Origin of the sequence: Streptomyces sp. NPDC085524 (genome assembly GCF_044541755.1) — a bacterium.
Taxonomy (GTDB): Bacteria; Actinomycetota; Actinomycetes; order Streptomycetales; family Streptomycetaceae; genus Streptomyces.
Genome location: NZ_JBITTH010000050.1, coordinates 1 through 23,198, shown reverse-complemented (window position 1 = coordinate 23,198; position 23,198 = coordinate 1). Strand labels below are relative to the sequence as shown.

17 protein-coding genes are annotated in these 23,198 nt (G+C 75.2%); 4 read left to right on the top strand and 13 right to left on the bottom strand.

Annotation, left to right across the window (positions count from 1 at the left end; translation table 11 throughout):
- The 4 genes from ACIGFK_RS41480 to ACIGFK_RS41465 all read right to left on the bottom strand — a co-directional run.
- The coding region (locus tag ACIGFK_RS41480) for a biotin carboxylase N-terminal domain-containing protein (RefSeq protein ID WP_400056016.1) at positions 1-386 on the bottom strand (386 nt) is incomplete at its 3' end.
- A gap of 11 nt (positions 387-397) precedes the next feature.
- Positions 398-631 carry an acyl-CoA carboxylase epsilon subunit gene (locus ACIGFK_RS41475; protein ID WP_376662104.1) on the bottom strand — a complete coding sequence of 78 codons (234 nt, stop codon included), beginning with the start codon at positions 629-631 and terminating at the stop codon, positions 398-400.
- Complete coding sequence (locus tag ACIGFK_RS41470) at positions 628-2,247, bottom strand: acyl-CoA carboxylase subunit beta (RefSeq protein WP_376662105.1); 1,620 nt, start codon at positions 2,245-2,247, stop codon at positions 628-630. Before ACIGFK_RS41470 ends, ACIGFK_RS41475 begins: the two co-directional genes overlap by 4 nt.
- Positions 2,244-3,839, bottom strand: coding sequence for an MFS transporter (locus ACIGFK_RS41465; protein WP_400056013.1), 1,596 nt, complete (start codon positions 3,837-3,839; stop codon positions 2,244-2,246). The genes ACIGFK_RS41470 and ACIGFK_RS41465 overlap by 4 nt, the downstream gene beginning before the upstream one ends.
- Before the next feature lie 345 nt (positions 3,840-4,184).
- Between ACIGFK_RS41465 and ACIGFK_RS41460 the strand changes: the two genes are divergently transcribed.
- Positions 4,185-6,470 (top strand): LuxR C-terminal-related transcriptional regulator, encoded by a 2,286-nt coding sequence (locus ACIGFK_RS41460; RefSeq protein ID WP_400056015.1) that lies wholly within the window; start codon positions 4,185-4,187, stop codon positions 6,468-6,470.
- A gap of 106 nt (positions 6,471-6,576) precedes the next feature.
- Here ACIGFK_RS41460 and ACIGFK_RS41455 read toward each other — a convergent pair whose 3' ends face one another.
- Positions 6,577-6,771 (bottom strand): hypothetical protein, encoded by a 195-nt coding sequence (locus ACIGFK_RS41455; RefSeq protein ID WP_376660357.1) that lies wholly within the window; start codon positions 6,769-6,771, stop codon positions 6,577-6,579.
- 319 nt (positions 6,772-7,090) lie between these two features.
- On the opposite strand from ACIGFK_RS41455, the gene ACIGFK_RS41450 reads away from it, so the two are divergent.
- Together ACIGFK_RS41450 and ACIGFK_RS41445 are read left to right on the top strand one after the other, a co-directional pair.
- Positions 7,091-7,936 carry a LuxR C-terminal-related transcriptional regulator gene (locus tag ACIGFK_RS41450; RefSeq protein WP_376660358.1) on the top strand — a complete coding sequence of 282 codons (846 nt, stop codon included), beginning with the start codon at positions 7,091-7,093 and terminating at the stop codon, positions 7,934-7,936.
- A gap of 189 nt (positions 7,937-8,125) precedes the next feature.
- Positions 8,126-8,977, top strand: coding sequence for an AfsA-related hotdog domain-containing protein (locus ACIGFK_RS41445; protein ID WP_386473115.1), 852 nt, complete (start codon positions 8,126-8,128; stop codon positions 8,975-8,977).
- Here ACIGFK_RS41445 and ACIGFK_RS41440 read toward each other — a convergent pair.
- The 8 genes from ACIGFK_RS41440 to ACIGFK_RS41405 are packed head-to-tail and all read right to left on the bottom strand — an operon-like array spanning position 8,957 to position 19,962.
- On the bottom strand, positions 8,957-9,817 hold the full coding sequence (locus tag ACIGFK_RS41440; RefSeq protein WP_376660370.1) for a 4'-phosphopantetheinyl transferase family protein: 861 nt from the start codon (positions 9,815-9,817) through the stop codon (positions 8,957-8,959). The two genes, ACIGFK_RS41445 and ACIGFK_RS41440, sit on opposite strands and share 21 nt — an antisense overlap.
- Positions 9,818-9,819: 2 nt before the next feature.
- Positions 9,820-10,065 (bottom strand): acyl carrier protein, encoded by a 246-nt coding sequence (locus tag ACIGFK_RS41435; protein ID WP_376660360.1) that lies wholly within the window; start codon positions 10,063-10,065, stop codon positions 9,820-9,822.
- Entirely contained in the window at positions 10,040-11,968 is a 1,929-nt protein-coding gene (locus ACIGFK_RS41430; RefSeq protein ID WP_376660361.1) for an HAD-IIIC family phosphatase, read from the bottom strand. The genes ACIGFK_RS41435 and ACIGFK_RS41430 overlap by 26 nt, the downstream gene beginning before the upstream one ends.
- Positions 11,965-13,029, bottom strand: a complete 1,065-nt coding sequence (locus ACIGFK_RS41425; protein WP_376660362.1) for a 3-oxoacyl-ACP synthase III family protein — start codon at positions 13,027-13,029, stop codon at positions 11,965-11,967. Before ACIGFK_RS41425 ends, ACIGFK_RS41430 begins: the two co-directional genes overlap by 4 nt.
- Positions 13,026-16,028, bottom strand: a complete 3,003-nt coding sequence (locus tag ACIGFK_RS41420; RefSeq protein WP_400056009.1) for a type I polyketide synthase — start codon at positions 16,026-16,028, stop codon at positions 13,026-13,028. Before ACIGFK_RS41420 ends, ACIGFK_RS41425 begins: the two co-directional genes overlap by 4 nt.
- The gene (locus ACIGFK_RS41415) at positions 16,025-16,315 is read right to left on the bottom strand and encodes an acyl carrier protein (RefSeq protein WP_376660364.1); all 291 of its coding nucleotides are present in this window, start codon (positions 16,313-16,315) and stop codon (positions 16,025-16,027) included. The genes ACIGFK_RS41420 and ACIGFK_RS41415 overlap by 4 nt, the downstream gene beginning before the upstream one ends.
- A 42-nt stretch (positions 16,316-16,357) precedes the next feature.
- Positions 16,358-18,112, bottom strand: coding sequence for an acyl-CoA dehydrogenase family protein (locus ACIGFK_RS41410; RefSeq protein ID WP_386473124.1), 1,755 nt, complete (start codon positions 18,110-18,112; stop codon positions 16,358-16,360).
- A complete protein-coding gene (locus ACIGFK_RS41405) occupies positions 18,109-19,962 on the bottom strand; it encodes a fatty acyl-AMP ligase (RefSeq protein WP_386473127.1) in 1,854 nt (617 codons plus the stop codon). The genes ACIGFK_RS41410 and ACIGFK_RS41405 overlap by 4 nt, the downstream gene beginning before the upstream one ends.
- 211 nt (positions 19,963-20,173) lie before the next feature.
- Here ACIGFK_RS41405 and ACIGFK_RS41400 point away from each other — a divergent pair, with 211 nt between their 5' ends.
- A complete protein-coding gene (locus tag ACIGFK_RS41400; protein WP_400056007.1) occupies positions 20,174-23,008 on the top strand; it encodes a BTAD domain-containing putative transcriptional regulator in 2,835 nt (944 codons plus the stop codon).
- Positions 23,009-23,198: the final 190 nt, after the last annotated feature.

Here is a 23,198-nt window from a genome sequence, read left to right as displayed (position 1 = left end):
AGCGGCGCGCCGGCGCGCTGGGCGATGTGGCGGGCGGCGACCTTGTCGCCGAGGTCGCGGATGGCCTGCGGGGGCGGGCCGATCCAGGTCAGGCCGGCGTCGATGACGGCCTGCGCGAAGTCGGCGTTCTCGGACAGGAATCCGTATCCGGGATGGATGGCGTCCGCACCGGAGTCGGCGGCGGCCTGGAGGACCTTGGAGATGTCCAGGTAGCTCGCGGCCGGGGTGTCACCGCCCAACGCGAACGCTTCGTCGGCCGCGCGGACGTGCGATGCGTCCCGGTCCGGATCGGCGTAGACGGCTACGCTCGCGATCCCGGCGTCCCGGCAGGCCCGGGCAACGCGGACAGCGATTTCGCCACGGTTGGCGATGAGCACCTTGCGGATGCCGCCGGTCGTCACGACACCCACGCTCCCGGTGCGCGATAGGCGCCCGCGGGCTCCTGCCAGCGGGTGCGGCCGTGCTCGGGTCCGCGGCCGTCACCGGCCTGCGTACCACTCGCGCCGGGTGCGAAGCGGGCGGCGAGCACCGCGGCGAGCGCGGCGACGTCCTCGCGGCTCGGGTTGCCGCCGGTGATCCGCAGGGAGGCCAGCGCGAGTTCCACCCCGGCTCCGGGGGCCACGGCCGTCACAGCGGGAGGTTCCCGTGCTTGCGGCCCGGCAGCGGCACGTGCTTCGTGCGCAGCATGGCGAGGGCGCTGATCAGCCGGGTGCGGGTGTCGGCGGGGTCGATGACGTCGTCGACGAGACCCCGCTCGGCCGCGTAGTAGGGGTGCATGAGCTCGGTCGTGTACTCCTGGATCTTCTGTGCGCGCATCGCGTCGGGGTCCTCGGCGCCGGCGATCTCGCGGCGGAAGATGACGTTGGCCGCGCCCTCGGCTCCCATGACGGCGATCTCGTTGCTGGGCCAGGCCAGTGCGACGTCCGCGCCGATGGAGCGGGAGTCCATGACGATGTAGGCACCGCCGTACGCCTTGCGCAGGACGAGCGAGATCCGCGGGACGGTGGCGTTGCAGTACGCGTAGAGCAGCTTGGCGCCGTGCCGGATGACCCCGCCGTGTTCCTGGTCCACGCCCGGCAGGAAGCCGGGTACGTCGACCAGGGTGACCAGCGGGATGCTGAAGGCGTCGCAGAACTGCACGAAGCGGGCGGCCTTCTCGCTGGACTGGATGTCGAGGACCCCGGCGAGGGCGGCGGGCTGGTTCGCGACGATGCCGGTGACGTGGCCGTCGAACCGGGCCAGGCCGCACACGACGTTCTGCGCCCACTGGCCGTGGACCTCGAAGAACTCGCCGTGGTCGACGACCTCCTCGATGACGCGGCGCATGTCGTACGACTGGTTGGGCTGGGAGGGGACCAGGTCCAGCAGGCGTTCGCAGCGGCGGTCGGCGGGGTCGTCGGCCTCGGCGGCGGGCGGGAGCTCCCGGTTGTTCGACGGGAGCATCGACAGGAGGTAGCGGACGTCCTCCAGGCAGCTCTCCTCGGTGTCGTAGGCGAAGGCGGCCACTCCGGAGACCGAGGCGTGCACGTCGGCGCCGCCGAGGCCGTTCTGGGTGATCTCCTCGCCGGTCACCGCGCGGACCACGTCCGGGCCGGTGATGAACATCTGCGAGGTGTCGCGGACCATGAACACGAAGTCGGTGAGGGCCGGGGAGTAGGCCGCGCCGCCCGCGCAGGGCCCGAGCATGACCGAGATCTGCGGGATGACACCGGAGTTGCGGACGTTGCGCTGGAAGATGCCGCCGTACCCGGCCAGGGCCGAGACGCCTTCCTGGATGCGGGCGCCCGCGCCGTCGCACAGGCCGACGATGGGGGCACCGGCGGCCTCGGCCAGGTCCATGACCTTGTGGATCTTCTCCGCGTGGGCCTCGCCGAGGGCGCCGCCGAAGATGCGGAAGTCGTGGGCGTACGCGAAGACGGTGCGGCCGTGGACGGTGCCCCAGCCGATGACGACGCCGTCGCTGTGCGGCTTCTTGTCCTCCAGGCCGAAGCCCGTGGCCCGGTGCCGGCGCAGGCCCTCGATCTCGACGAAGGTGCCCTCGTCGAAGAGGAGGGTGACCCGCTCACGGGCCGTCAGCTTGCCCTTGGCGTGCTGGGCGGCGGTGGCGCGGTCGCTCGGGCCGCGGAGCACGTGCTCCTGCAGGGCGCTCAGCTCCGCAGTGCGTTCGCGCAGGCTGGGGAGCGGGAGCGGCGGGGGCGTCGACGGGCGCTCCGTGGTACGGACGGGCCTGTCCTCGACGATGCTCAATGAAGGCCACCTTTCGACGCGGGTGCGCCAGCGGGCCGGCTGGCGCGCCACAGAGGTTCGGCGGACTCCCTAAAGCCGGGCTTGCGCGCTCGGCCGCGGGCGTGGAGCAGCACGAGTCCGGCCGCGGTCAGGAGGGCCGGGAGTACGGACATGCCGGCGAGCACGCCCCATTCGGCGGTGGCGGACTGGGCCGCGGAGCTGCCGGTGTCGGAGGGGACGTAGCCGGTCAGCTGGAGGAGCAGGGCGAAGAGGAAGGGGCCGAGGGCCATCCCGAGGGCCTCGCCGCCGCTGAAGAGGCCGGAGAGGGTGCCGGCGCCGGAGCGGTCCTGCGCCGCGCACTCGGTGAGCATCGCGTAGAGGAGGAGCAGCTGTCCCGCGTGGCCGACGCCGGCCAGCAGCAGGGCGGCGGGCGCCCACCAGGCGGGGGCGCCGGGTGCGGCCGTCAGGAGGAGGCTGCCGCCGGCGAGGACCGCCGACGCGGCGGTGAGGGCGGCGCGGTTGCCCCGGCGCGCGGCGATACGGGTCCACAGCGGGGGGCTGAACAGGTTCGGCGCGACGAAGGCGGCGACGAGCAGCGGGGTCGTGTCCGGGGTGCCGAGGACGTGTTCGGCGAAGTACGGGGCCGCCGCGAGCAGGCAGCCGGTGGCGATGACCTGCACGGTGGCGCAGGCGAGGAGCGCGGCGAAGCCGGGGTTGCGGCGCAGCAGTTCGGAAAGCCGGCGCAGCGCGGAGCCCGCGGCGGCCGGGCCTGCGGCCGGCACGGCGGGTTCCGGGGCGGGGGTCTGCGCGGCGGATGCGGGGCTCGGCGCGGCGGTCGCAAGGCCCGAGGCGGCGAGCGCCGGTCCGGATGCGGGGGACGCAGAAGCCGAGGCGGCGGGCTCCCGGCCGGATGCGGGGGACGCAGAAGCCGAGGCGGCGGGCTCCCGGCCGGACGCGGGGGACGCAGAAGCCGAGGCGGCGGGCTCCCGGCCGGGTGTGGCGGGCGTGGGGCGTGGGAGGCGGCGGGTGGTGGAGTGGACCGCGAGGGTGCCCAGGGCCATGACGGCGGCGCCGAAGAGGGCGGCCCAGCGGTGGCCGGGCAGGCCTCCCCCGGTGGCCTCGACCAGGGCCGGGGCGGCGGCGCCGACCGCGAGGGCGGCGACGGCGATGCCCGCGACGCGGCTGCCGACGAGGCGCATGCGGTCCTCGGGGCGGTCGGCGAGCTCGGCGGGCAGCGCGGCGAACGCGGCCTGGAAGAAGGCGAAGGCGGTGGCCGTGAGCAGGAAGCCCAGCGCGGTCCAGGCGACGCCCGCGCCGCCGGCCGCCGGGCCGGACAGCATCAGGCCGAGGCCCGCCGCTGCGGCCAGGCCGCCGAGCAGGAGGTGGGTGCGGCGGGCGCCGGTGCGGTCGGCGGCCCGCCCGGCGGCCGGGGCCAGGACCACGGCCCAGGCCTTGGGGACCAGGACGACGGCGCCGGCGAGCACGGCTCCGGCGCCGAGGGTGTCGGTGAGGTAGGGCAGGAGGAGCAGACCGGGCAGCGTGGTGTACGCGCCGGTCACCAGTGATCCGCAGCCGTACCCGATGCGGGTGCGGGTGCTGCGCGAGGCGGTCATTTGTCAACGGCTCCCGGAGTGGGCTGGGTGGTCGGTTTCACGCCCGATCGTGCGGGGCGGGGAAACCGAGTAGCCGTCCGGGTTTCTCCTCACGCGGGTCCCGCGAATTGGCAGCGACTGCCGGTTCCGGATTCTCCGGAACTCCCGGCACGGGGAAAGCCGAACTGTCGCGGGCCGTACTGATGCGCGTGTGGGGGATTTCCCCGACACGGCCGCGCCGGTCGAAAACACCCCCCGCACTTCTTGCCTGGCAACGTGTGGACAGCGGGAACGGCTTGGCCGGGCGGGGGCCGTCGGCGAATCTCGGAGTGGCCGACGTACGTGGAGAGGACCCCGGTGCACCACATGCCCGTCCCGATGCCGCCGGCCGGGGTACGCGCCCGCGAACTCGCCTTTCTCAGAAGGCAGTTGAGGATCGCGCGGCAGGGGGCCCAGTTCGTCCGGGTCAGCGGCGAGCCCTGGTCCGGCAAGACCCACCTGCTGCGGCAGCTGGCCGAATCGGCCCGCCGCGACGGGTGGACGGTCGCCTTCGGGCGCGCCCCGCGCGGCGGCCGCTCGCACCCGTACGACGTGCTGGTGGACGCGCTGGACGACGAGCTGGCCCGGGCGGACGGCGCCCTGTTCGAGCGGCTCGGCCCGGCGGCCGCCCGCCGCCTGGCGGTGGTCTTCCCCTCGCTCGGCACCACGGGCGAGCGGGAGCCCGACGACTACGGGACCGTGCGCGCCCTGCGCGCGCTGCTGACCGAACTGTCCGGCCGGGGCGGCCTGCTGCTCATCCTGGACGACGCCCACCGGGCCCGCCCCGAGGTGGTGGAGTTCGTGGAGCACGTGGTGCGCCACCCTCCGGACGGCCCGGTCCTGACGGTCCTGGCGCACCGCTCGGGTCCGGCCGTCGGCCCGCTGGCCTCGATGGCGCACGAGGCGGGCAACCTGCGCCACGTACGTCTCGCGCCGCTGTCCGAGGCCGAGGCGCGCTCGCTGCTGCCGGCCGCCCTGGACCCGCGGGCCCGGGCGCTCGTCCTGCGCGACGCCGCGGGCGTGCCGGGGCTGGTCAGGGCCCTGGCGGCGGAGCCGGGCCCGGGCCGGGGCCTGCACAGCGTGGGCGAGCTGACCACGGGGGTGCCGCCGGCCGGGGCCGGGGCCTCGGTGGGGGCGGTGGACCTGCACACCCTGTCCTCACCGGGCTGGCGTACGGCCTGTGCGGCGGCCGTGCTCGGGGATCCCTTCACGGCCGGAGCCCTCGCGCGGACGGCCGGGGTGCCGCTCGCGGAGGTGGAGCGCGGGCTGGACGAACTGCACGCGGAGGCCGTGGTCGTGCCGGTCCCGGGGACGCTGCGCTTCCGGTTCGCCCGGCCGGCCGTACGGGCGCTGGTGCACCACGCGTCCGGTGCGGGCTGGCGGCGCGAGGCCCGGGCCAGGGCCGTGGCCGCGCTGCGCGAGGAGGGCCCGGGCCGGGCGTCCCCCGCGCTCGCCGCGCACCTGCTGGACGAGGACGGCCCGCCGGCGGAGGAGGACGTACGGGCGCTCGTGCTGGGGGCCCGGGCCTGGCTGTTCGTCCAGCCGGCCCGCACGCTCCGGGCCCTGGACCGGCTGTCGGAGTCCGCCGGGCGGGTGCCGGCGGGCCTGCTGCTGCTGCGGGCCAAGGGCCTGCTGCTGGCGGGCCGCGCGCAGGAGTCCGTGGGCGTCCACGAGGAGGTGTGGCCGCGGGTCCACGAGGCGTGGGAGGACGGCGGCCGGGCGGACGCGGTGCTGTGGCGGGCCCGCGCGCTGCGGATGCTGGGCCGCCACGCGGAGGCCGGTGAACTCCTGGCCGGGGCCGGGCAGTGGGCGGCCGGGCCCGGGCTGCAGCGCGAGCGGCTGGCCCTGGCGCTGGCCGCGGGCACCCCGCCCGCCGAAGCACTCGAGGAACCGGCGGAACCGGCAGGGCGGGCCGGGGCTGCCGGGGCGGCGGTTCCGCCCGGACTCTGCGGCCTCGCCGGCTCGGCGGACGGGCCGGCCCTGCGGGTGCACGCGCTGGCCCTGCTGGCGGCCGGGCGGGTCGCCTCGGGTGACGGGCCGGGGGCCGTCGGGGCCGCCGATGCGGCCGGGGCGCTGCTGGACGGGCTCGGCCCGGCCGACATGGCGGCGGAGCTGGAGGCCCTGTGCCTGCTGGGCGGGGCGGAGCTGAGCCTGGGCCGGGCCGGCCGGGCGGAGGCGTGGTTCGCGTGGGGGCTGCGCGCGGCGCTGGAGTTCGGTCAGGCCGCTCTGGCGGGGAGCCTCGCCCTCGGGCTGGCGCGGGCCAGGTCGGCGGCCGGCGACGAGGCCTCGGCCGCCGGGTACCGGGAATTCGCCGGGGCAATGCTCGAGCATCATTCGGTCGAATCCCCTGAGGATTCCGGGAGGTCCGTTCCGGCGACGTTGCGGGCGGACCGGAATGAACTCCCGGGGAGCAGTCGGATGTTCCTTCTGAGCGATCGCGAGCGGGAAATTGCCGGACTCGTGGGTTCGGGGTACACGAATCAGCGGATGGCGGCCCGACTCGATATCAGCACGAAGACCGTGGAAACCTATATGAGCCGAATATTCAAGAAACTCGGCGTGCATTCCCGTGCCGAAGTGGCACACATCGTCGGGCGGAGCGGCACACGGTAGATTCACCCGCCGCTCACGGCCGGGCCACGGAAACGACAGCGCCCCGCCGTCCGGCCGTGTCGGCCGGACGGCGGGGCGAAAAACCGATTTCGCCCGCAGTTGCGGGTCAGGGGCGGATGCTGCCCCACTCGTCGTCCAGGGGGCAGAGGCCCAGTTCAGCCTCGATGCTCACGCCGGGTACCGCGACCTTGCACTGCTGTTCCGGAGTTGATGCTTCCGCCAAGCCCGATCCAAGACTTCCCCAAATGCCGAGTGCGACGAGCAATCCCGAGAACGCGCGCTTCGCCGTTGCCTTGTTCATCGTTACCCCCTGTAGACATCCGTGCGGTGCGGGGTACACACTGCCAACGTCCTCGAGCGAGTTCCAAGCGAAACCCGATGTCGTAAAGTGGCCTGGCAACTAGTTCCACTGGCTACGGGGGAGTAGCAACTAGATGACCGGAGAACCGCATTTCTCATCGCACTCCGAGGACTTCGACGACAGCTGTGCCATTGCATATCAGCACGCCGTGACGCACGGCCGGTACACGCGCCAAGGAGCCGCCGAGGCGCTGGGGATGAGCCTGGCGGAGGCCACCCGGATAGAGAACGTCTTGCAGTCCCTTAGCCTGTTACGCCCGATGCCCGGCGAACCGGGCGCTTTTGTCCCGGTCAGCCCCGACGCGGCCGCCGCCGACCTGCTGGGTCCCACGGAGACGCAGATCCGCGAGCTCCAGCAGGCCGTCACGGACGTGCGCGCCCGGATGCGGGCGCTGGAGCCCGCGTACTTCGAGAGCCGCCAGCGCCGCAACCAGGCCGAGGCCTTCGACATCATCAGCGACATCGGCGTCCTGCAGGCGATGCTCAACGACTGGGGCGCCCGCTGCCGTTCGGAGGTGCTCACCGCACAGCCGGGCGGTCCCCGGCCCAGCCACTTCCTCGACAACGCGCGGCCGCGCACGCTGACCCGGCTGGCGCGCGGGGTGACGGTGCGCCACCTCTACCAGCACACCGTGCGCAGCGACCTGGCGACCACCGCGTACGTGCGGGCGGTGACGGCCTCCGGGGCGGAGGTCCGTACGACGGACCAGCTGATCGACCGGATCGTCATCTACGACCGGGAGATCGTCTTCCTGCCCGAGCAGAACGTCTGCGGCCGCACCCCGGGCGCGGTCGTGGTGCGCGAGCCGACGCTCGTGGCCTTCCTCTGCAAGGTGTACGAGCACCTGTGGGCGGCGGCCACGTCCTTCACGCCGGGCGCGGAGGAGCCGACGGCCGTCACCGATGACCTGAAACGGTCGATCGTCAGGCTGATGGCCCAGGGTCACAAGGACGAGATGGTGGCCCGCCGGCTGGGCATGTCCGTCCGGACCTGCCGCCGCTACATCTCGCAGATCATGGAGGAGCTGGAGTCCACCAGCCGGTTCCAGGCGGGCGTGAGCGTGGCCGCGCGCGGGATGCTCGACTGCACGGAGGGCATGGGCTGAGGTCCGGGGCACTACGTGCCCGGCCACTAGCTGCCATCGGAGCTGGCTGGATCCGTGCCCCCGCGCCGTGCACCCTGAATCGGGCCGAGACCGGACCCGGTCCGGCGGGAAGGGGGGTGGCGCGTGCGGAGCACGGCGGTCCGTCATCTGATCCACCGGCCGAGGTCGTGGCAGCATCCGGTACCCGCGGTGCCGGACACCGAGGAGGAGTTCGTCCTCGTCGGCGAGGTGTCGGGCGGCGACCGGCGGGGCCGGCGCTTCCACGAGCTGCCGGACGTGGTCGGCGTGGTCCGGGAGGCCGCCGAGTTCATCGGGCGCTGCCACTTCGCCGTGAACCCGGACCGGGTGGCGGTCTTCTACCGCTTCGGGCTGTGGGCGGACGACGTCACGGCCCTGCGCCGCGGAGCACCGGCCGGGCGGCTCGACGTACGGCTGCGCGTGCGCCCGGACAAGGTCGTGGACGGCGTGCCGCGCGTCCTGGAGTTCCGGCTGGCGATGGAGATCGACGGGATCCCCTGCGGTGCGGGCGAGGCCAGTCTGGTCTTCCTGGCCCCCGGCGTGCACACCAACCACCGCCGTCACAGCCGGGCGGCCCTGCTGGGTGCCTCCTCGGCGGCGGACGCGGACCGCACGGGCGCCGGCCCGCTCGTCGACCCCGCCGACGTCGGCCGCGACGATCCCGCCGACGTGCTGCTGCGCAGCCCCGGGACGGCGGACGGGCGGCTCGCGGTGGACGTCGTACTGCCCCCGCCGGCCGACGGGGAGATCCCGGCGCGGGTGCTGCTGGAGGCCGTCCGGCAGGCTTCGCTGCTGACCGCCGGCCGGGCGCACGGGCTGGGGGCCGGGCGGATCACGCTGGCCTCGCTGCGGGCGCACTTCCGGGGCTACGCGGAACCGGATCTGCCGCTGCGCTGCGCCGCGGTGTGGGAGCCGCTGGGCAAGGACGGGGCGGGGCGGCGGCTGGCGCCGATCGCCCTCAGCCTCATCCAGGCCGACAGGGCCGTCCTGGAGGCCACCACGTCAGTGGTCGAAGACCTTTGAGCGCCGTTCATGCGCCCACTCCCCTTCCAGTGCCTCGCCGAGCGCGGCCACCACGTCGGCGTCGAGCATGGTGGTGATCTCCGCGTCCACGGTCCGGCCGAGCCCGGCGTCGTACACGGCGGCGCTGACGCAGAACTCCAGGCCGTCGCTGACCAGGAGGAAGGTGCGGAAGGACCACTCGTCGCCGGCGCCCGGGGTCCCGTCCGGGCGGTGCACCTGGGTGGGGCGGCCGTCCGGGCCGAACCCGAACTCGGTGAACCGGAACTGCATGCCCTGGCCGATGGCCTTGCTGTAGGCCTCCTTCAGCGTCCACAGCCGCACCAGGCTCGGGTTGCGCTCCTCCTCGGGCAGCTCGGAGACGATCAGCCGCTCGTGCGGGGTGCAGATGTGCCGGTCGAGGCCGCGGCTGTAGATGCGCCGGTCGGACAGTTCGGCGTCCACCCCGACGAGGCCGCGGGTGGTCAGGCCGACCAGCAGCAGGTCGTCGGTGTGGCTGAGGCTGATGTCGATCTGGTCGCAGCCGCGCAGGTACGGGCGGCCCGTCGGGCCGTACATCAGCTCGAGGTCCTGCGGTTCGGCGCGCAGTGCGGCGGCCGCCGCGTGCTTGAGCAGCAGCCGGGAGGCGGCGAACCGGTCGCGTATCTCGTCGTGCGTGATGTCGCGGTAGCGGGCCCAGTCCCGGCCGAGGGCGGCGCGCAGCGTGCCGGCGCCCGGGTCGGACGGCCGCCAGTCGGCGAGGCGGCCGTGCACCAGGGCCGTGCCGTGCGCCGCGAGTTCGGTGCGCACGGTGGACCAGTTGGTGCCCGCCACGGTCACGGCGAGCGGGTCCCCGATGGTCATGCTCACGGGGCGACCACCAGGGCGTGCACCTCGGCGAGGCTGCGGGCCTGGAGCACCGGGGCGACCGGGACCGGCCGGCCGGTGGCCCGCTCGGCGAGCATGACCAGGCGCAGCAGGTGCACCGAGTCCCAGGCCTGCAGGGTGTCGAAGTCCGCGGCGGCCTCCTGCGGGGTGAGGTCGAGGCCGAGTTCCTCCCTGACGAGGGTGAGGAACCGGGGCAGCTCAGTGATGTTGCAGGTGGTGTCCATGGACCGTCCCTCCGAGTCGGGCGTCGAGGGTCAGATGACCCGGTACGGGTGGCAGCGCGTCCAGCGTGTGCCGGAACCAGACGGCTCCGCCGCTCTCCCCCGCCTCCTGGGCGAAGCCGAGGGAGGGGTAGAAGCCGCGCACCTTCGCGTTGCTCCGGGTCGGCCGGTAGCGGGCCCGCACGGCGGCCAGGTGTTCCGCGTGCGCGTGCGCCAGTACGGCGGCCAGGCAGGCGTCCTCGATGCCGCGGGCCAGCGCCCGGCAGCTGAGGAACACGTTGTCCACGGCCAGCGTGTCGCCGTCGCGGCGGGTGAACAGCGCGCCGACCAGCCCGCTGTCGCCGAAGCGGTCGGCGACGCGGACGGCGAGCACCTGGTGGCCCCCGGCGGCGGCGAGGGCGGCGACGCGGTCGGCCTGGACCCGTTCGCCGGTGAGGTTGAACTGGTTGGTGCGCAGGGAGAGCTGGGACAGCCGGCGGATCTCGTGCGGCTCGGGCGGGGAGAGGCTGACCTCGATGCGGAGCTCGGCGAGGTAGTCCTCGTAGGAGGTGCTGCTCTCGCGGAACTCCTCCCGGGCGGCTGCCTCCTGGTAGCGGACGGTGCGCCGGGTGTCGTCCTCGGTGACCTGCGGGGTGTCGAACCAGCCGTCGCGGAGCAGCGCGTGCAGGTGCAGGGCGGGTTCGGCGCCGAGCGGGACCACGGCGGTGCCGGGCAGGTGGCGGCGGACCAGGGCGCGCTCGGCGGCGGAGTCGTCGAGGAAGACGAGCGCGTCGGGCGAGATGCCCAGGCGCCGGGCGATGGCGTCGAGGTTGCCGTCCTTGGGTTCCCAGTTGGCGTGGACGGCGACGAAGTCGGCGGGGCGCAGGGTCATGTCGGGGTGCCCGGCGAGGACCTCGGCGACCGGGCCGGGGTCGTTCTTGCTGCTGACCGCGAGCAGGACGCCCTGGGCGGCGAGCTGCTTGGCCACGCGCTGGACCGCCGCGTAGGGCTCGCCGATCAGGGTGCCACCGGCGGCGATGCCCTCGGGGCCGTCCTCGCCGAGGATGCCGCCCCACAGGGTGTTGTCGAGGTCGAGGACGAGGCATTTCTTGGCCAGGCCGGTGCGGGAGCGCAGGACGTGGGCCGCGTCGCGGGCGTAGGCGGAGAAGAGCTCGTCGGTGAAGGGCGAGCGGGTGTAGAGGGCCAGGCGCGGGTCGGTGGCCGGGCCGGTGGAGGCGATGACCGGGTCGAGGTCGAGGACGACGACGGCGGGGTGGGCCTCGGCCAGGCGCAGCAGCCGGGCGTTGAACTCGCGCCATACGGCGCCGAGCCGGGCGCGCCGGCCCTGGTCGACGAGCTGCTGGGTGCAGTGGCGGGGCAGCGGCAGGGTGTTGAGGACCAGGGTGCCGGTGCCGTGGGCGGTGTGCGCCTCGGCGACGAGGGTGAGCCGGTCGGCGAGCTCCTGGCAGGCGGCCTCGGCGTCGTCGGGGCCCCAGGGCAGCGGGAGCCGGCCGAAGACGGCGTCCGCGTCCATGACGCACAGGGTGAGGTCGGGGCGGGCGGCGCGCAGTTCCCCGCCGGGGTCGGTGAGGTCGCGCAGGTAGGCGCCGTGCGTTCCGTGGACGAGGCGGGCCAGCAGGCCGTGCCGGGCCAGTTCGGCGGTCAGCGGGTCGGTGAGCTGCGCGAGGGTGGAGTGGCCGGTGACGGCGACGGTGACCACATGCGTCGCCGGATGGCCGGCGAGGACCTCGTCGGTGTGCAGCGAGCCCAGTACGCGCCCGCAGCGGCGCAGTTGGGCGAGGAGGCCCGCCTCGTCCAGGCCGGGGTCGTCGGTGATCTCGGCGAGCAGGGAGCGCACCCGCGGGTAGCGGGCGGCGAGCTGCCCGCCGGTGTGCAGGGTGCGGAGTTCTTCCAGCGGGGTGGTCACCTCGTGTCCTCCTTCTCCGGGGCGCACTTCTGCAGGGCGAGGCCCGCCTTGATCCACTTGCTGGATTCGACGACGAGGGCCAGGGCCCGCTCCCCCGGTCCGAGCTCGGGCACGAGGCGGTCGAGCTGGACGAACGGCAGGGCGTTTCCGGTGTTCCCGGTGTCGGCGACGCAGGAGACCTCCCGGGGGCCGGTCAGGGCGAGGTCCTCGACGATGCGCCGGGTCATCCGGCCGGAGAGCTGCGGCGGCAGCAGGAAGCCGATCTCGTCCGGGCGCCAGCCGGTGGTCTCCAGGAGTTCCCAGAGGATCTCCGCTGCCATGGCGGGCACGCCCTCCTCGATGGCCTTGTAGTCCTCGTGGAGCATGCGCCGGTCCGGGTCGCGCCGGGCGGGTCCCTCCCAGTCGATGGTCTGGCCGGGTGGGCGGCCCTGTCCGGTGAAGCGGTTGAGGAGCGCGTGCACGCCGATGGCCTCGCCCTCGGGCTCGGCGCTGACGACCGCGGCGCCGGCGCCGTCGCCGAACAGCACGTAGTTGACGAGTTCCTGGGCGGGCAGTGCGGCGGCGGAGCGGGTGGGGTCCAGGAAGCGGGCGGTGACGTCCCCGCCGACGACCAGTCCGGCGCGGTGGCCGGAGGCGATCAGGGCGCGGCCGAGGTCGAGGGCCTGGACGGCGCCCGAGCAGCCGGCCTGGAGCTGGTACACGGGCAGGTGGTCGAGGCCGAGCCGGTCGGCGACCTGGTTGGCGGTGGTCGGCAGCAGGGTGTCGGGGGTGGTCGTGGCGAGGACGAGGAAGTCCAGGTCGCGGCCGTCGAAGCCGGATGCGGCCAGCGCCCGGTCGGCGGCCTCGGCGCACAGGTCGGTGAGGGTGTGCAGGACCTCGCCGGTGGCGAGGTCCCAGCCGAAGTGGCGGGTGCGGGTGCCGACGAAGAGGTCGGTCCACTCCTCGCTGATCCCGAAGACCTTGCCGAGGTCGGCGTTGGTGACGGGCGGTCCGGGCAGGGCGGCGGCGGTTCCGGCGATGTGGAAGGCGGCGGGCGCGTCCGGGCCCGCGGGGCGGCTCACGAGGTGGCTCCCACGCTGATCCACTCGCCGAGGAACGCGGCGAGCGAGCCCACCGTGCGCAGGGCCGGGAGGATCTGCTGGACGGTGACGCTGCCGGTCTGCGGCAGCCTCGACTCGACGCGGTCCTTCAGCTGCATGATCATCACGGAGTCGAAGCCGAGGTCGGCGTAGAACCGGGTGCCGGCGCCGACCCGGGCCGGGTCGTACCCGCCGACCTCGACGACGGCGGCGATGACGGCCTGCAGCACCGGGTCGTGGGGTGCGTCCTGCGGCGGGGCGGCCGGTTCGGCGGGGGCGCCCGGAGAGGCCGGGAACGCGGCCCCGTACCCGCCGGGGGAAGCGGGGTCCGGGACCGCGGGCCGGGTGGCGGCGCGGGGCGCCGGGGTGTGCCAGTAGCGGTGCTCGGTGGAGAACGCGTACGGGGCCAGGCGCTCCACGGTGCGGTGCGCGGGCTCGTACAGCTCCTGCCAGTGGGGGTCGAGCCCGCAGCGGTAGAGCGCGGCGGCGGTCTCGGCGAGGTCGGCGCCGCCCGCCTGCCGGCCGGGCGCGGGGTGCAGCAGCCGGACGCCCGGGGGCAGCCCGGCCCGTCCGGCGAGCTGGACGAGCTGCGGGCCGGGGCCGATCTCGATCAGCACGCCGGGCATCGCGTCGGCCATCAGCGCGTCCAGGGCGTCGCCGAACAGCACGGGCTCGGCGGCCTGGTCGCGCCAGTACGCGGCGTCCAGCGGCTCGTCGCCGAGCATGCGCCCGTAGCGGGTGGAGGCGAAGGGGATGCGGGGTGCGGCCGGGGCGAGGCCGGCGGCGGCCTCGGCGAACCGGTCGAGGGCGGGGGTCATCAGCGGCGAGTGGAAGGCGTGCGAGACGCGCAGCCGGCTGCTGCGGATGCCGAGGCCGCGCAGTTCGGCGGCGACGGCGTCGAGCGCGTCGAGGCCGCCGGACAGGACGGTGTTCCCGGGGCCGTTGACGGCGGCGACGGCCACCTGTCCGCCGAGGTGCGGGAGGGTGCCGAGCACCTCCCGCACCTCGGCCGCGTCGGCCCGTACGGAGAGCATGCCGCCGCCGTCGGGGAGTTCCTCCATCAGCCGCCCGCGTACGGCGACCAGCCGGGCGGCGTCCTCCAGGGTGAGCGCGCCGGCGGCGACGGCCGCGGCGAACTCGCCGGCGCTGTGGCCGAGTACGGCGTCGGGGTGGACGCCGAGGTCGCCGAGGGTGCGGAAGAGGGCGTGGCCGACGGCGAACAGGGCGGGCTGGGCCCAGCCGGTGCGGTGGACGGCCGGGTCCTCGTCGAGGATCAGGTCGCGGACCGAGCCGCCCAGGTGCGGGGCGAGCACGGCGTCGGCCTCGTCGAGGTGGCGGCGGTAGGCGGCGCTGTCGCGGTACAGCCCGGCGGTCATGCCGGGTTCCTGGACGCCCTGGCCGCTGAAGAGGAAGCCGACGGCCGGGGGGTGCCAGGCCCGGTCGGCGATCCCGGCCCGCAGCTGTGCGTCGTCGGCCGCGGCGCGCAGGGCGGCGGCCAGTTCCGCGGTGTCGCGGGCGGTGATCGCGGCCCGGTAGCCGAGGCCCGTCTTGACCCGGTTGCTGGTCCAGCACAGGGCGGCGGCGTCGCCGCGGGGGCGGCGGGCGACGGCCTCGGCCTGGCAGGCGAGGTTGCGGCGCAGCGCCTCGGGGGTGTTGCCGGAGACGGTGAAGACGCCCACGGGGGCGGCGGTGCCGGTGCGGCGGGCGGCGGTGCGGCGCACCCGGGGGGCGCTGGCGAGGACGGCGTGGGCGTTGGTGCCGCCCATGCCGAAGCTGCTGACCCCGGCGAGGACCTCCCCGGCTGGCAGCCGTACGGGCGCCTTGAGCAGGCTCAGGCCGCGTTCGGCGAGCCGGAGCTGGGGGTTCTCGCGGGCGGCGTGGCGGCTGGCGGGCACCAGGCGGTGGTGCAGGGCGAGGGCGACCTTGATGAGGCCGGCGATGCCGGCGGCGCCTTCGGTGTGCCCCAGGTTGCCCTTGACGGAGCCGATGGCGCAGGGCTCGGGGCGCTGGACGGCGTGGAGTTCGCCGAGGGCCGCGCATTCGATGATGTCGCCGAGGGCGGTCCCGGTGCCGTGGGCCTCGATGAACCGGATGCGGTCGGGGGTGACACCGGCGCGCCGGTAGGCGGAGGCGACGACCTCGCGCTGCGACCACCGGTTGGGGGCGGTGACGCCATTGCTGCGGCCGTCCTGGTTGACGGCGGTGCCGCGGATGACGGCGTACACGCGCTGCCCGTCGGCGAGCGCGTCCTCCAGCCGGCGCAGGACCACGGCTCCGGCTCCGTCGCTGCGGCCGATGCCGTCCGCGTCGGCGCTGAAGGGCTTGCAGCGGCCGTCGGGGGCGGCCAGGCCCATCTGTGCGTAGACGCTGCCGAGGGCGGGGGTCAGGACGAGGTTGACGCCTCCGGCGAGGGCGGTGCCGCACTCCCCCGCGAGCAGGGAGTTGACGGCCAGGTGCACGGCGACGAGGGAGGAGGAGCAGGCGGTGTCGACGGAGAGGCTGGGGCCCTTGAGGTCGAGGTGGTACGAGATCCGGTTGGCGGCCATGCAGGAGCTGGTGCCGGCGCCGAGCTGCGGGGTGACCCGGGAGTGGTCGGCCATGTGGAGCTGGGCCCACTCGCTGCCCATCGCGCCGACGAAGACCCCGGTGTCGCTGCCGGCGAGGGCGGCCGGGGACTGCCCGGAGTCCTCCAGTGCCCGCCAGGCGCACTGGAGGAGCAGCCGGTGCTGCGGGTCCATGGCCGCGGCCTCGCGGGGCGAGACGGTGAAGAAGTCGTTGTCGAAGGTGGCGATGTCCTCGATGAACCCGCCGCGTACGGAGTCGTCGAAGCCGAGCCCCTCGCGGCGCCGGGCGGGCAGCTCGCCGGTGCCGTCGCCGCCCCGGACCAGCAGGTCCCAGTAGCCGTCCGCACCGACCGCGCCGGGGAACACGCAGTCCAACCCGACAACGGCGACGGCCACCACGCCCGCGGTGCCCGTCACGGACGCGTCCCGCCGGCGGGCACCCTGGCTCCGCGCGAGGCCAGGTGCTGGGCCAGCGCGGCCACCGTGGGGTGGTCCCAGGCCAGTGACGGGTCGACGGGGATGCCGAGCTCGTCCTCCACGTCGCCGCACAGGCTCAGCCCGCACACCGAGTCCATGCCGTACACCGCGAGCGGGACGGTCGGGTCGATGCTCTCGGGCTCCCGGTCCAGGTAGGCGGCGAGCCGGTCGGTCAGCCACCCGTACAGCGGGGCGGCCGCGCTGCGCGTCGGCGCGGGCAGGGTCATGCCGGGCTCCTTCTGGTTCGTAAGGCCATGGCTGCCGGCCGGTCAGCCGGGAAGCGGGGTGTTGTAGAGGTCGTAGCTGCGTTGGTCGCCGAAGCGGGCGAGGACCTCTTGGTGGATCCGGGCCGTGCACTCGGCGGGCAGTTCGGTGCCGGGGGCTCCGAGCCGGCGGGCGATGCGGTGCAGGGCCACGGCCGCCCAGGCCGGGTCGGCGAGGAAGGGGTCGGCGGCGGCGTCGCCGTGCCGCCACACGCCGAGGACGGCCGCGGCGGCGAGCACGAGGACGTACCGGTCGGTGAGCGCGAACCAGGCGGGGCCCACGGGCGCGCCGCCGCCGGGCGGGGGCAGGGCCAGCACCCGGGTCCGCAGGTCCCGCAGTTCGTCGACCATCTGCCCGGCGAGCTCGCGCAGGGCCTGTTCGACGGGGCTGCGGCCGGTCAGCGTCGCGGCGGTCTCGACGAGGGAGGCGCTGAGGCTGTCGCGGCCGCAGGCCAGCGCGAGGTGCTCGTAGTCGAAGGGCGGCAGGGCGGCGCCGGGCCGGAACAGGGCGCCGGAGGCGGGCGGTTCGCGGAACCAGGACCGGGCGGCGAGCAGCGGGAGCTGGGGGATGATCGTGGCCTGGCAGGCGACGGTCCCGGCGTGGCCGAGGCTGACCACGGGCACGTCGCGCAGGTGCTTCTGGAAGACGCCGACGGTGCCGTCGCGGGTGTAGATCTGCGAGCCGAGGACGGTGGACAGGTCGTACATCGTGTCGCTGAGCACGCGCGGCAGCAGTGCCTTGACGGCGGCCGAGTAGACGCTGGTCTCGGCCGGGTGCAGGTGCAGGGCGCGGGTGGCGACCACGGCGAGGCAGTCGTAGAACAGCAGGTTCACGAAGGCGTTCGCCAGGGTGGTCGCGGTGTGTTCGGGATCGACGGGGGCGCCGTGGCCCGGCCCCTGGGTGCGGTCGACGAGGACGGCCGTGCGCAGGCAGGTGTCCACGGCGGCGGCGACCAGCGAGGCCATCATGGTGCGGCTCATCTGGAAGGACCGCAGGGAGGTGGGGACCCCGCTGCCGAGGGGGCCCAGCAGGTTCTGCTCGGGCACCGGGCAGTCCTCGAACTCGACGGCGTCGAAGTAGCAGCCGCGCATGCCGGTGCGGGGGCGGCGGCGGGTGACGCGGTAGCGGTCGGCGGGCAGGGTGTGCGGGTCCAGCAGGAGCGCCGAGTGGCTGCCGCTGCCGGGCCGGTCGTCGGTGCGGCAGACCAGCACGAGGGCGTCGGCCCGGTGCAGGTTGTTGACGACGGGCTTGGCGCCGCTGACGGACAGGCCGCCGCCCGTGGCGGATGCGGCTGCGACCTGGCTGCGGACGAAGTCGTTGGTGTGGGCGGTCTCGTGCTGGGCGATGGCCGCCTTCGAGCCGGAGAGCAGCAGTCCGGCGAGCCAGGTGCGCTGGGCGGGGCTGCCGCTCATCCACACGTCGGAGGCGGCCATGAAGGTGCTCATGCCGTAGCCGGTGCCGAGGGCGGCGTCGCGCCGGAAGACCGGGCGCATCACGCGCAGCAGGGTCTCGGCGGATTCGAACCGCCCGCCGAGTTCCCGCGGCACGTACTCGGCGTTCAGGCCGAAGTCGTCGAGCAGGGATTCGGCGTCCGCGGACAGCTGGGCCCGCCGGTCGGCGGCCAGCAGTTTCGCGTAGCCCGCGGGGTTGCGCGGGTCGGACGGGTCCCCGAGGAGCTGTTCCAGCGCGGCCGCCCGGTCGTGCGGCACCGCCCCGGCGGCGGGTGTGCGCGGCCGGGGTTCCAGCGTGAGGGCGCTCACCACCGGAGGTCCCCGGTACGGTGCGCCGCGGCGGCGGGCAGGTCCGCGGCGGGGACCCCGGGCACGTCGTCGTCGGCTCCCGGGCCGTCGGAGGCGGCCAGCAGCTCGCGCACCGCCGGGTCGAGGACCTCGTAGAGGGAGGAGAGGCCGCCCTCCAGGAACAGCCTGCGCATCAGGGTCCGCTGGATCTTGCCGCTGGTGGTGCGGCGCAGGGTGCCGGGCCGGATCAGGACCACGTTGCCGGCGGGCACGTCGAAGTCCCGTCCGACGAGCGCCTGGACGCGGCAGGCCAGGGCCTGGAGCCGGTCCCAGTCGGCGTGCGGGGCGCGTACTTCCTGCACGATGACCAGCTGCTCGCGGTCGGCGTCCACGGTGAACACCGCGCCGTGGCCCGCCCCGAGCGCCGGGCTGACCTCGCGGACGGCCCATTCGACGTCCTGCGGGTAGATGTTGCGGCCGTTGAGGATGATGACCTCCTTCAGCCGCCCGGTGACGTACAGCTCGCCGTCCTCGACGACGCCGAGGTCCCCGGTGCGCAGGAAGCCGGAGTCCCCGCCCGCCAGGACCGCGTGGAAGGTGTGGGCGGTGTCGGCGGGGCGCCGCCAATAGCCCTGGGCGACGCTGTCGCCGCGCAGCCAGATCTCGCCGACCCGTCCGTCGGGCAGCGGCCGGCCGTCGACGGGGTCGACGATGCGCAGGTCGAAGTCCTGGTCGACCGGGCCGCTGGAGACCAGGGTGCGGCCGGCCGCGCCGGGGGCGGGGGCGCGCAGTTCGTCGTGTTCGAGGGCGGCCGGGTCGGCGGCCCGGTGGCGGTACGGGCGGCCCGGCACGGTGCCGGAGACGATGAGGGTGGCCTCCGCCAGCCCGTAGGCCGGGTACGTGCTCTCGGCGCGCAGGCCCGCGGCGGCGAACCGCGCGGTGAAGGCGTCGAGGGTGTCGGCGCGGACGGGTTCGGCGCCGTTGAGGGCGAGCCGCCACGAGGAGAGGTCGAGCTCGGCGAGCTGGGCGTCGGTGACGCGGCGCAGGCACAGGTCGTAGCAGAAGTTCGGGCCGCCGCCGACGGTCACCCCGTACTCGGAGATCATCCTGAGCCAGTGGACGGGCCGTTTGACGAAGGCGGTGGCGGACATCTGGACGGAGGCGGAGCCCAGCCACAGCGGGTGCAGCAGATGGGCGATCAGTCCCATGTCGTGGTAGTGCGGCAGCCAGCTGCCGAACCGGTCGGCGGGCGAGGTGCCCAGCGCCCGCCCGATGGCCGCCTCGTTGGCGAGCAGGTTGCGGTGGCTGACCATGACGCCGCGCGGCCGGGAGGTGGAGCCGGAGGTGTACTGGAGGAAGGCCAGGTCGTCGGGGCCGGTGGCGGGCGGCTGCCAGTCGTCGGCCGGGGCCCCGCCCGTGGCGTCCGCGCCGATGACGTCCGAGGCCAGGACGACGACCTCGGCGCGGGTCTCCATGGCCAGCCACAGGGACACTTCGGCGGCGTTCGCCTCGTCGGTCAGGACGAGCCGGGCACCGGTGTCCTTGATGATCCCGGACACCCGCTTCAGCCGTTCGCCCCGGTCGCCGGGGAGCGGGGCGGGCACGGCGATCGCGCCGGCGTAGAGGCAGCCGGTGAAGGCCTTGAGGAATTCGGAGCCCTGGGGGTAGAGCAGCAGTACGGGCTGGCCCTGGGCACCGTGGGCGCGCAGCCGGACGGCGAGGGTCCGGGCGGCGGCGTCGAGGCCGGCGTACGAGAGCCGTTCCTCGACCGGGCCGGCCAGGGTGTCGCGCAGGAAGACGTGCGCGTCCGCCTCGCCCAGGGTCTGCGCCCGATCCAGTATCAGCTCGGTGAACGTTCGGTACTCGGTCAAGGTCGGCCCCCTCATGGTGCGCTCGGGGCAGCAGCGGTACGCGCCTCGTCCGCTCCCACCTGGGCGCCCGCATCGTCCGTTCCGCGGCTAAAGCAGGGCTTGCAGCGTCCGTGTGCGGGGGTTGCGCCGCCCGATTCAGGGGGGCGCCTGTCCGGAGCCGGGGTCGGTCGCGCGCCTAGCCTGGCCGCCGGAAACTGCCGGGGGAGGGCGCATGCGTTTTCGGATTCTGGGGCCGCTGGAGGTGGGCGGGGCACATCGCGGAGCCGGGGGTTCCGGTACCGGGTCGGGTTCCGGCGGGGCCGGGCCTTCGGGGGGGCAGCGGGTCCCGGGCGTCTCCGGGGCCCCGGGGATCTCCGGTGCTTCGGGGATCGCCGGGGCGTCGGGCACTTCCGGGGCGCTGACGCCGCGCGCCGCGAAGATCCGGGTGGTGCTGGCCGCGCTGCTGGTGCGGGCCAACGAGATCGTGTCCGTGGACAGCCTGATCGACGAGCTGTGGGGCGAGGAACCGCCCCGTACGGCCACCACCACCTTGCAGGTGTACGTGTCCCAGCTGCGCAAGCTGCTGGACGAGGCGGACGCGGAGTACGGCCGGGACGCCCTGGTGACCCGCGCGCCGGGCTACGAACTGCGCCTGGATCCCGCCCAGTTGGACCTCACCGTCTTCCAGGAGCTGCACGAGCGCGGCCGGGAGCGGATGGAGCGCCGCGAGTACGAGGCCGCCGCGCGGCTCCAGCGGCAGGCCCTGGCGCTGTGGCGCGGCCCGCTGCTCTCGGACACCCCGCACGGTCCGCTGCTGGACGGCACGGCGGTGCGGCTGACGGAGGTGCGGACGGCGGCGCTGGAGCAGCGGATCCGGGCCGACCTGTACCTGGGGCGCCACCAGGCCCTCATCGGTGAGCTCCAGTCGGTCGTGGCCGAGTTCCCGCTGCGGGAGGAGTTCTTCGCGCACCTGATGGTCGCGCTGTACCGCTCGGGGCGGCAGGCGGACGCCCTCCAGGTGTTCTCGCGGCTGCGCCGCGGGCTGGTGGAGGAGCTGGGCATCGACCCCGGGCTGCAGCTGCAGGCGTTGCACCGGCGGATCCTGGGCGGGGACCCGGAGCTGCTGCGGCCCGCGGGGCACGGGGGCGTCACCGAGGACGCGGAGCAGGGGACGGGCGGTGCCGCGGGTGCGGGCGCGGGCGCGGCCCCTACCTCGGCTTCGGCCGCCTCCTCACCCGCTTCCTCACCCGGTTCCCCTCCGGCCTCCTCCGGGGTGCCGGACGAGCCGCCGGGGACCGCAGCGGCACCGTCTGCGCCGTCGGCCGGGCGCCGGGTCGTGGTCGAACTGCCCGCCTCCGACCCGCTGTTCACCGGGCGGGAGGAGGAGCTGGGCTCCCTGGCCGAGCTGCTGGCGGCGCCCGGCGCCGGGATCGTGGTCGTCAGCGGCCAGGTGGGTGTCGGAAAGACCGCGCTGGCCGCGGAGGCCGCCCACCGGGCGGGCGACCGCTTCCCGGGCGGGCGGCTCCTGGTAAGGATGCGCCCCGGCGGGCGCGACGGCCGCGACGGCCGTGAGGCCCTGGACGGTACGGCGGTCCTCGCCAGGATCGCCCGGCTGTACGGCGCCCGCGGCACGCTCCCCCAGGACACCGGCGGAATGCGCTCGCTGCTCGCGGAGTTGACGGGCGGTCGGCGCCTGCTGGTGATCCTGGACTCGGTGGACCGCGCCGACCAGGTGGAGCCGCTGGCCGCCGCGCTGCCCGGGGCCCGGGTGCTGGTGACCTGCCGGCGGGTGCCGGACGGGCTGGACGGGCGGGTGCTGCTGCTCGACGTACCGGCGCCGAAGGAGGCGCGGCGGATGCTGACGGCGGCCGCCCGGGGCGGGGCCGATGCCCCGGACGAGACGGAGGCCGCGGAGATCGCCGACCTGTGCGGGCTGCTGCCGCTGGCGCTGCGGGCCGCGGCCCGCGCCGAGCCGTGTGCGGCGGCCCGGTTCCGGGGGACGCCGGGCCGGCTCGCGGAGCTCGACGCGGCGGACCCCGGGTTCCTGGCCCGCCTGGGTGCGGCGTACGAGGAGGCCGGCGGTGCGCGGCAGCGGGCGTTCCGGCTGCTGGGGCTGCTGCCCGAGGGGCCCTTCGGGCTGGACTCGGCCGCGGCGGTGCTGGGCACGGACCTCGTCGGCGCGCGGGCCGCGGTGACGGACCTGGTGGCGGCCCGGCTCGTACGGGAGGAACTGCCGGGCGCCGGGCGCCCGGAGCACTACCGGCTGCCGGAGATGCTGCGGCTGCTGGCCGTGGAACGGCTGGCCGCGCACGAGGAGTCGGGAGCGGTACGGGTGGCCACGGCCCGCCTGTGCGCCGCGTACGAGGAGGCGCTGCGCGAGGCCCGGTCGGCGCCGCAGGTGGGCGGCGTCCATCCGCTGGAGTGGCTGGCCCGGCGGCGGCCCGCCTTCGTCACGGTGGTCCGGCAGGCCTGCGAGGCGGGCCTGTGGGAGCAGACCGTACGGCTGGCCGACGGGCTGACCGGCCTGCTGGAGACCCTGGCCGAGTGGGACGACTGGGCCACCTGCCACGGGCTGGCCCTGGACGCCGCCCAGCACCTGGGCGACGTACCGGCGCAGGCACGGCTGCTGCGCTCGCTCGGCGACCTGGCCTGGCAGCGCCGCGACATCCCGGCCGCGGGCGAACTGTACGAGCGGGCCCTGCTGGCCGCCGACGTCGCCGCCGACCTGCCCGAACGCAGCCGTGCCCTCACGGGCCTGGCCGACCTGCGGCTGGACGCGGGCGCGGTGGACGGCGCCGCCGCCCTCCTCTCCCCCGCCCTGGACGCGGCCGCGCAGGACCCCCGCGCCCGGTTCGAGGCACTGCGCGTGATGGGCCTCCTCGCGGTCGAGTGCGGCCGCCCCGCCACCGCCGAGGAGCACTTCGGGCAGTGCCTGGCCGAGGCGGTGATCCTGGAGGACGCCCGCCTGGAGTCCTACGCGAGGCGCAGGCTGGCGGCGCTGCGCACCGCGGTCCCGGACTGTTCGGAGGTCCGGCCGGGAGTGTGGCGGCTGCGCGCGGCGGCCTAGGGCCGCACGTGTCCACCATGTGGCTACGGTCCCGGTTTAGCGGTCCCGCCTAGCATCCCGGGCCATGACGGTCCTGCCTGATGACGGGCTCTCCCTGGCCGCCGAGTTCCCTGACGCGACGCATGAGCAGTGGCAGCGCCTGGTAGAGGGCGTGCTGCGCAAGTCGGGCAAGGAAGCCTCCGGCGAGGCC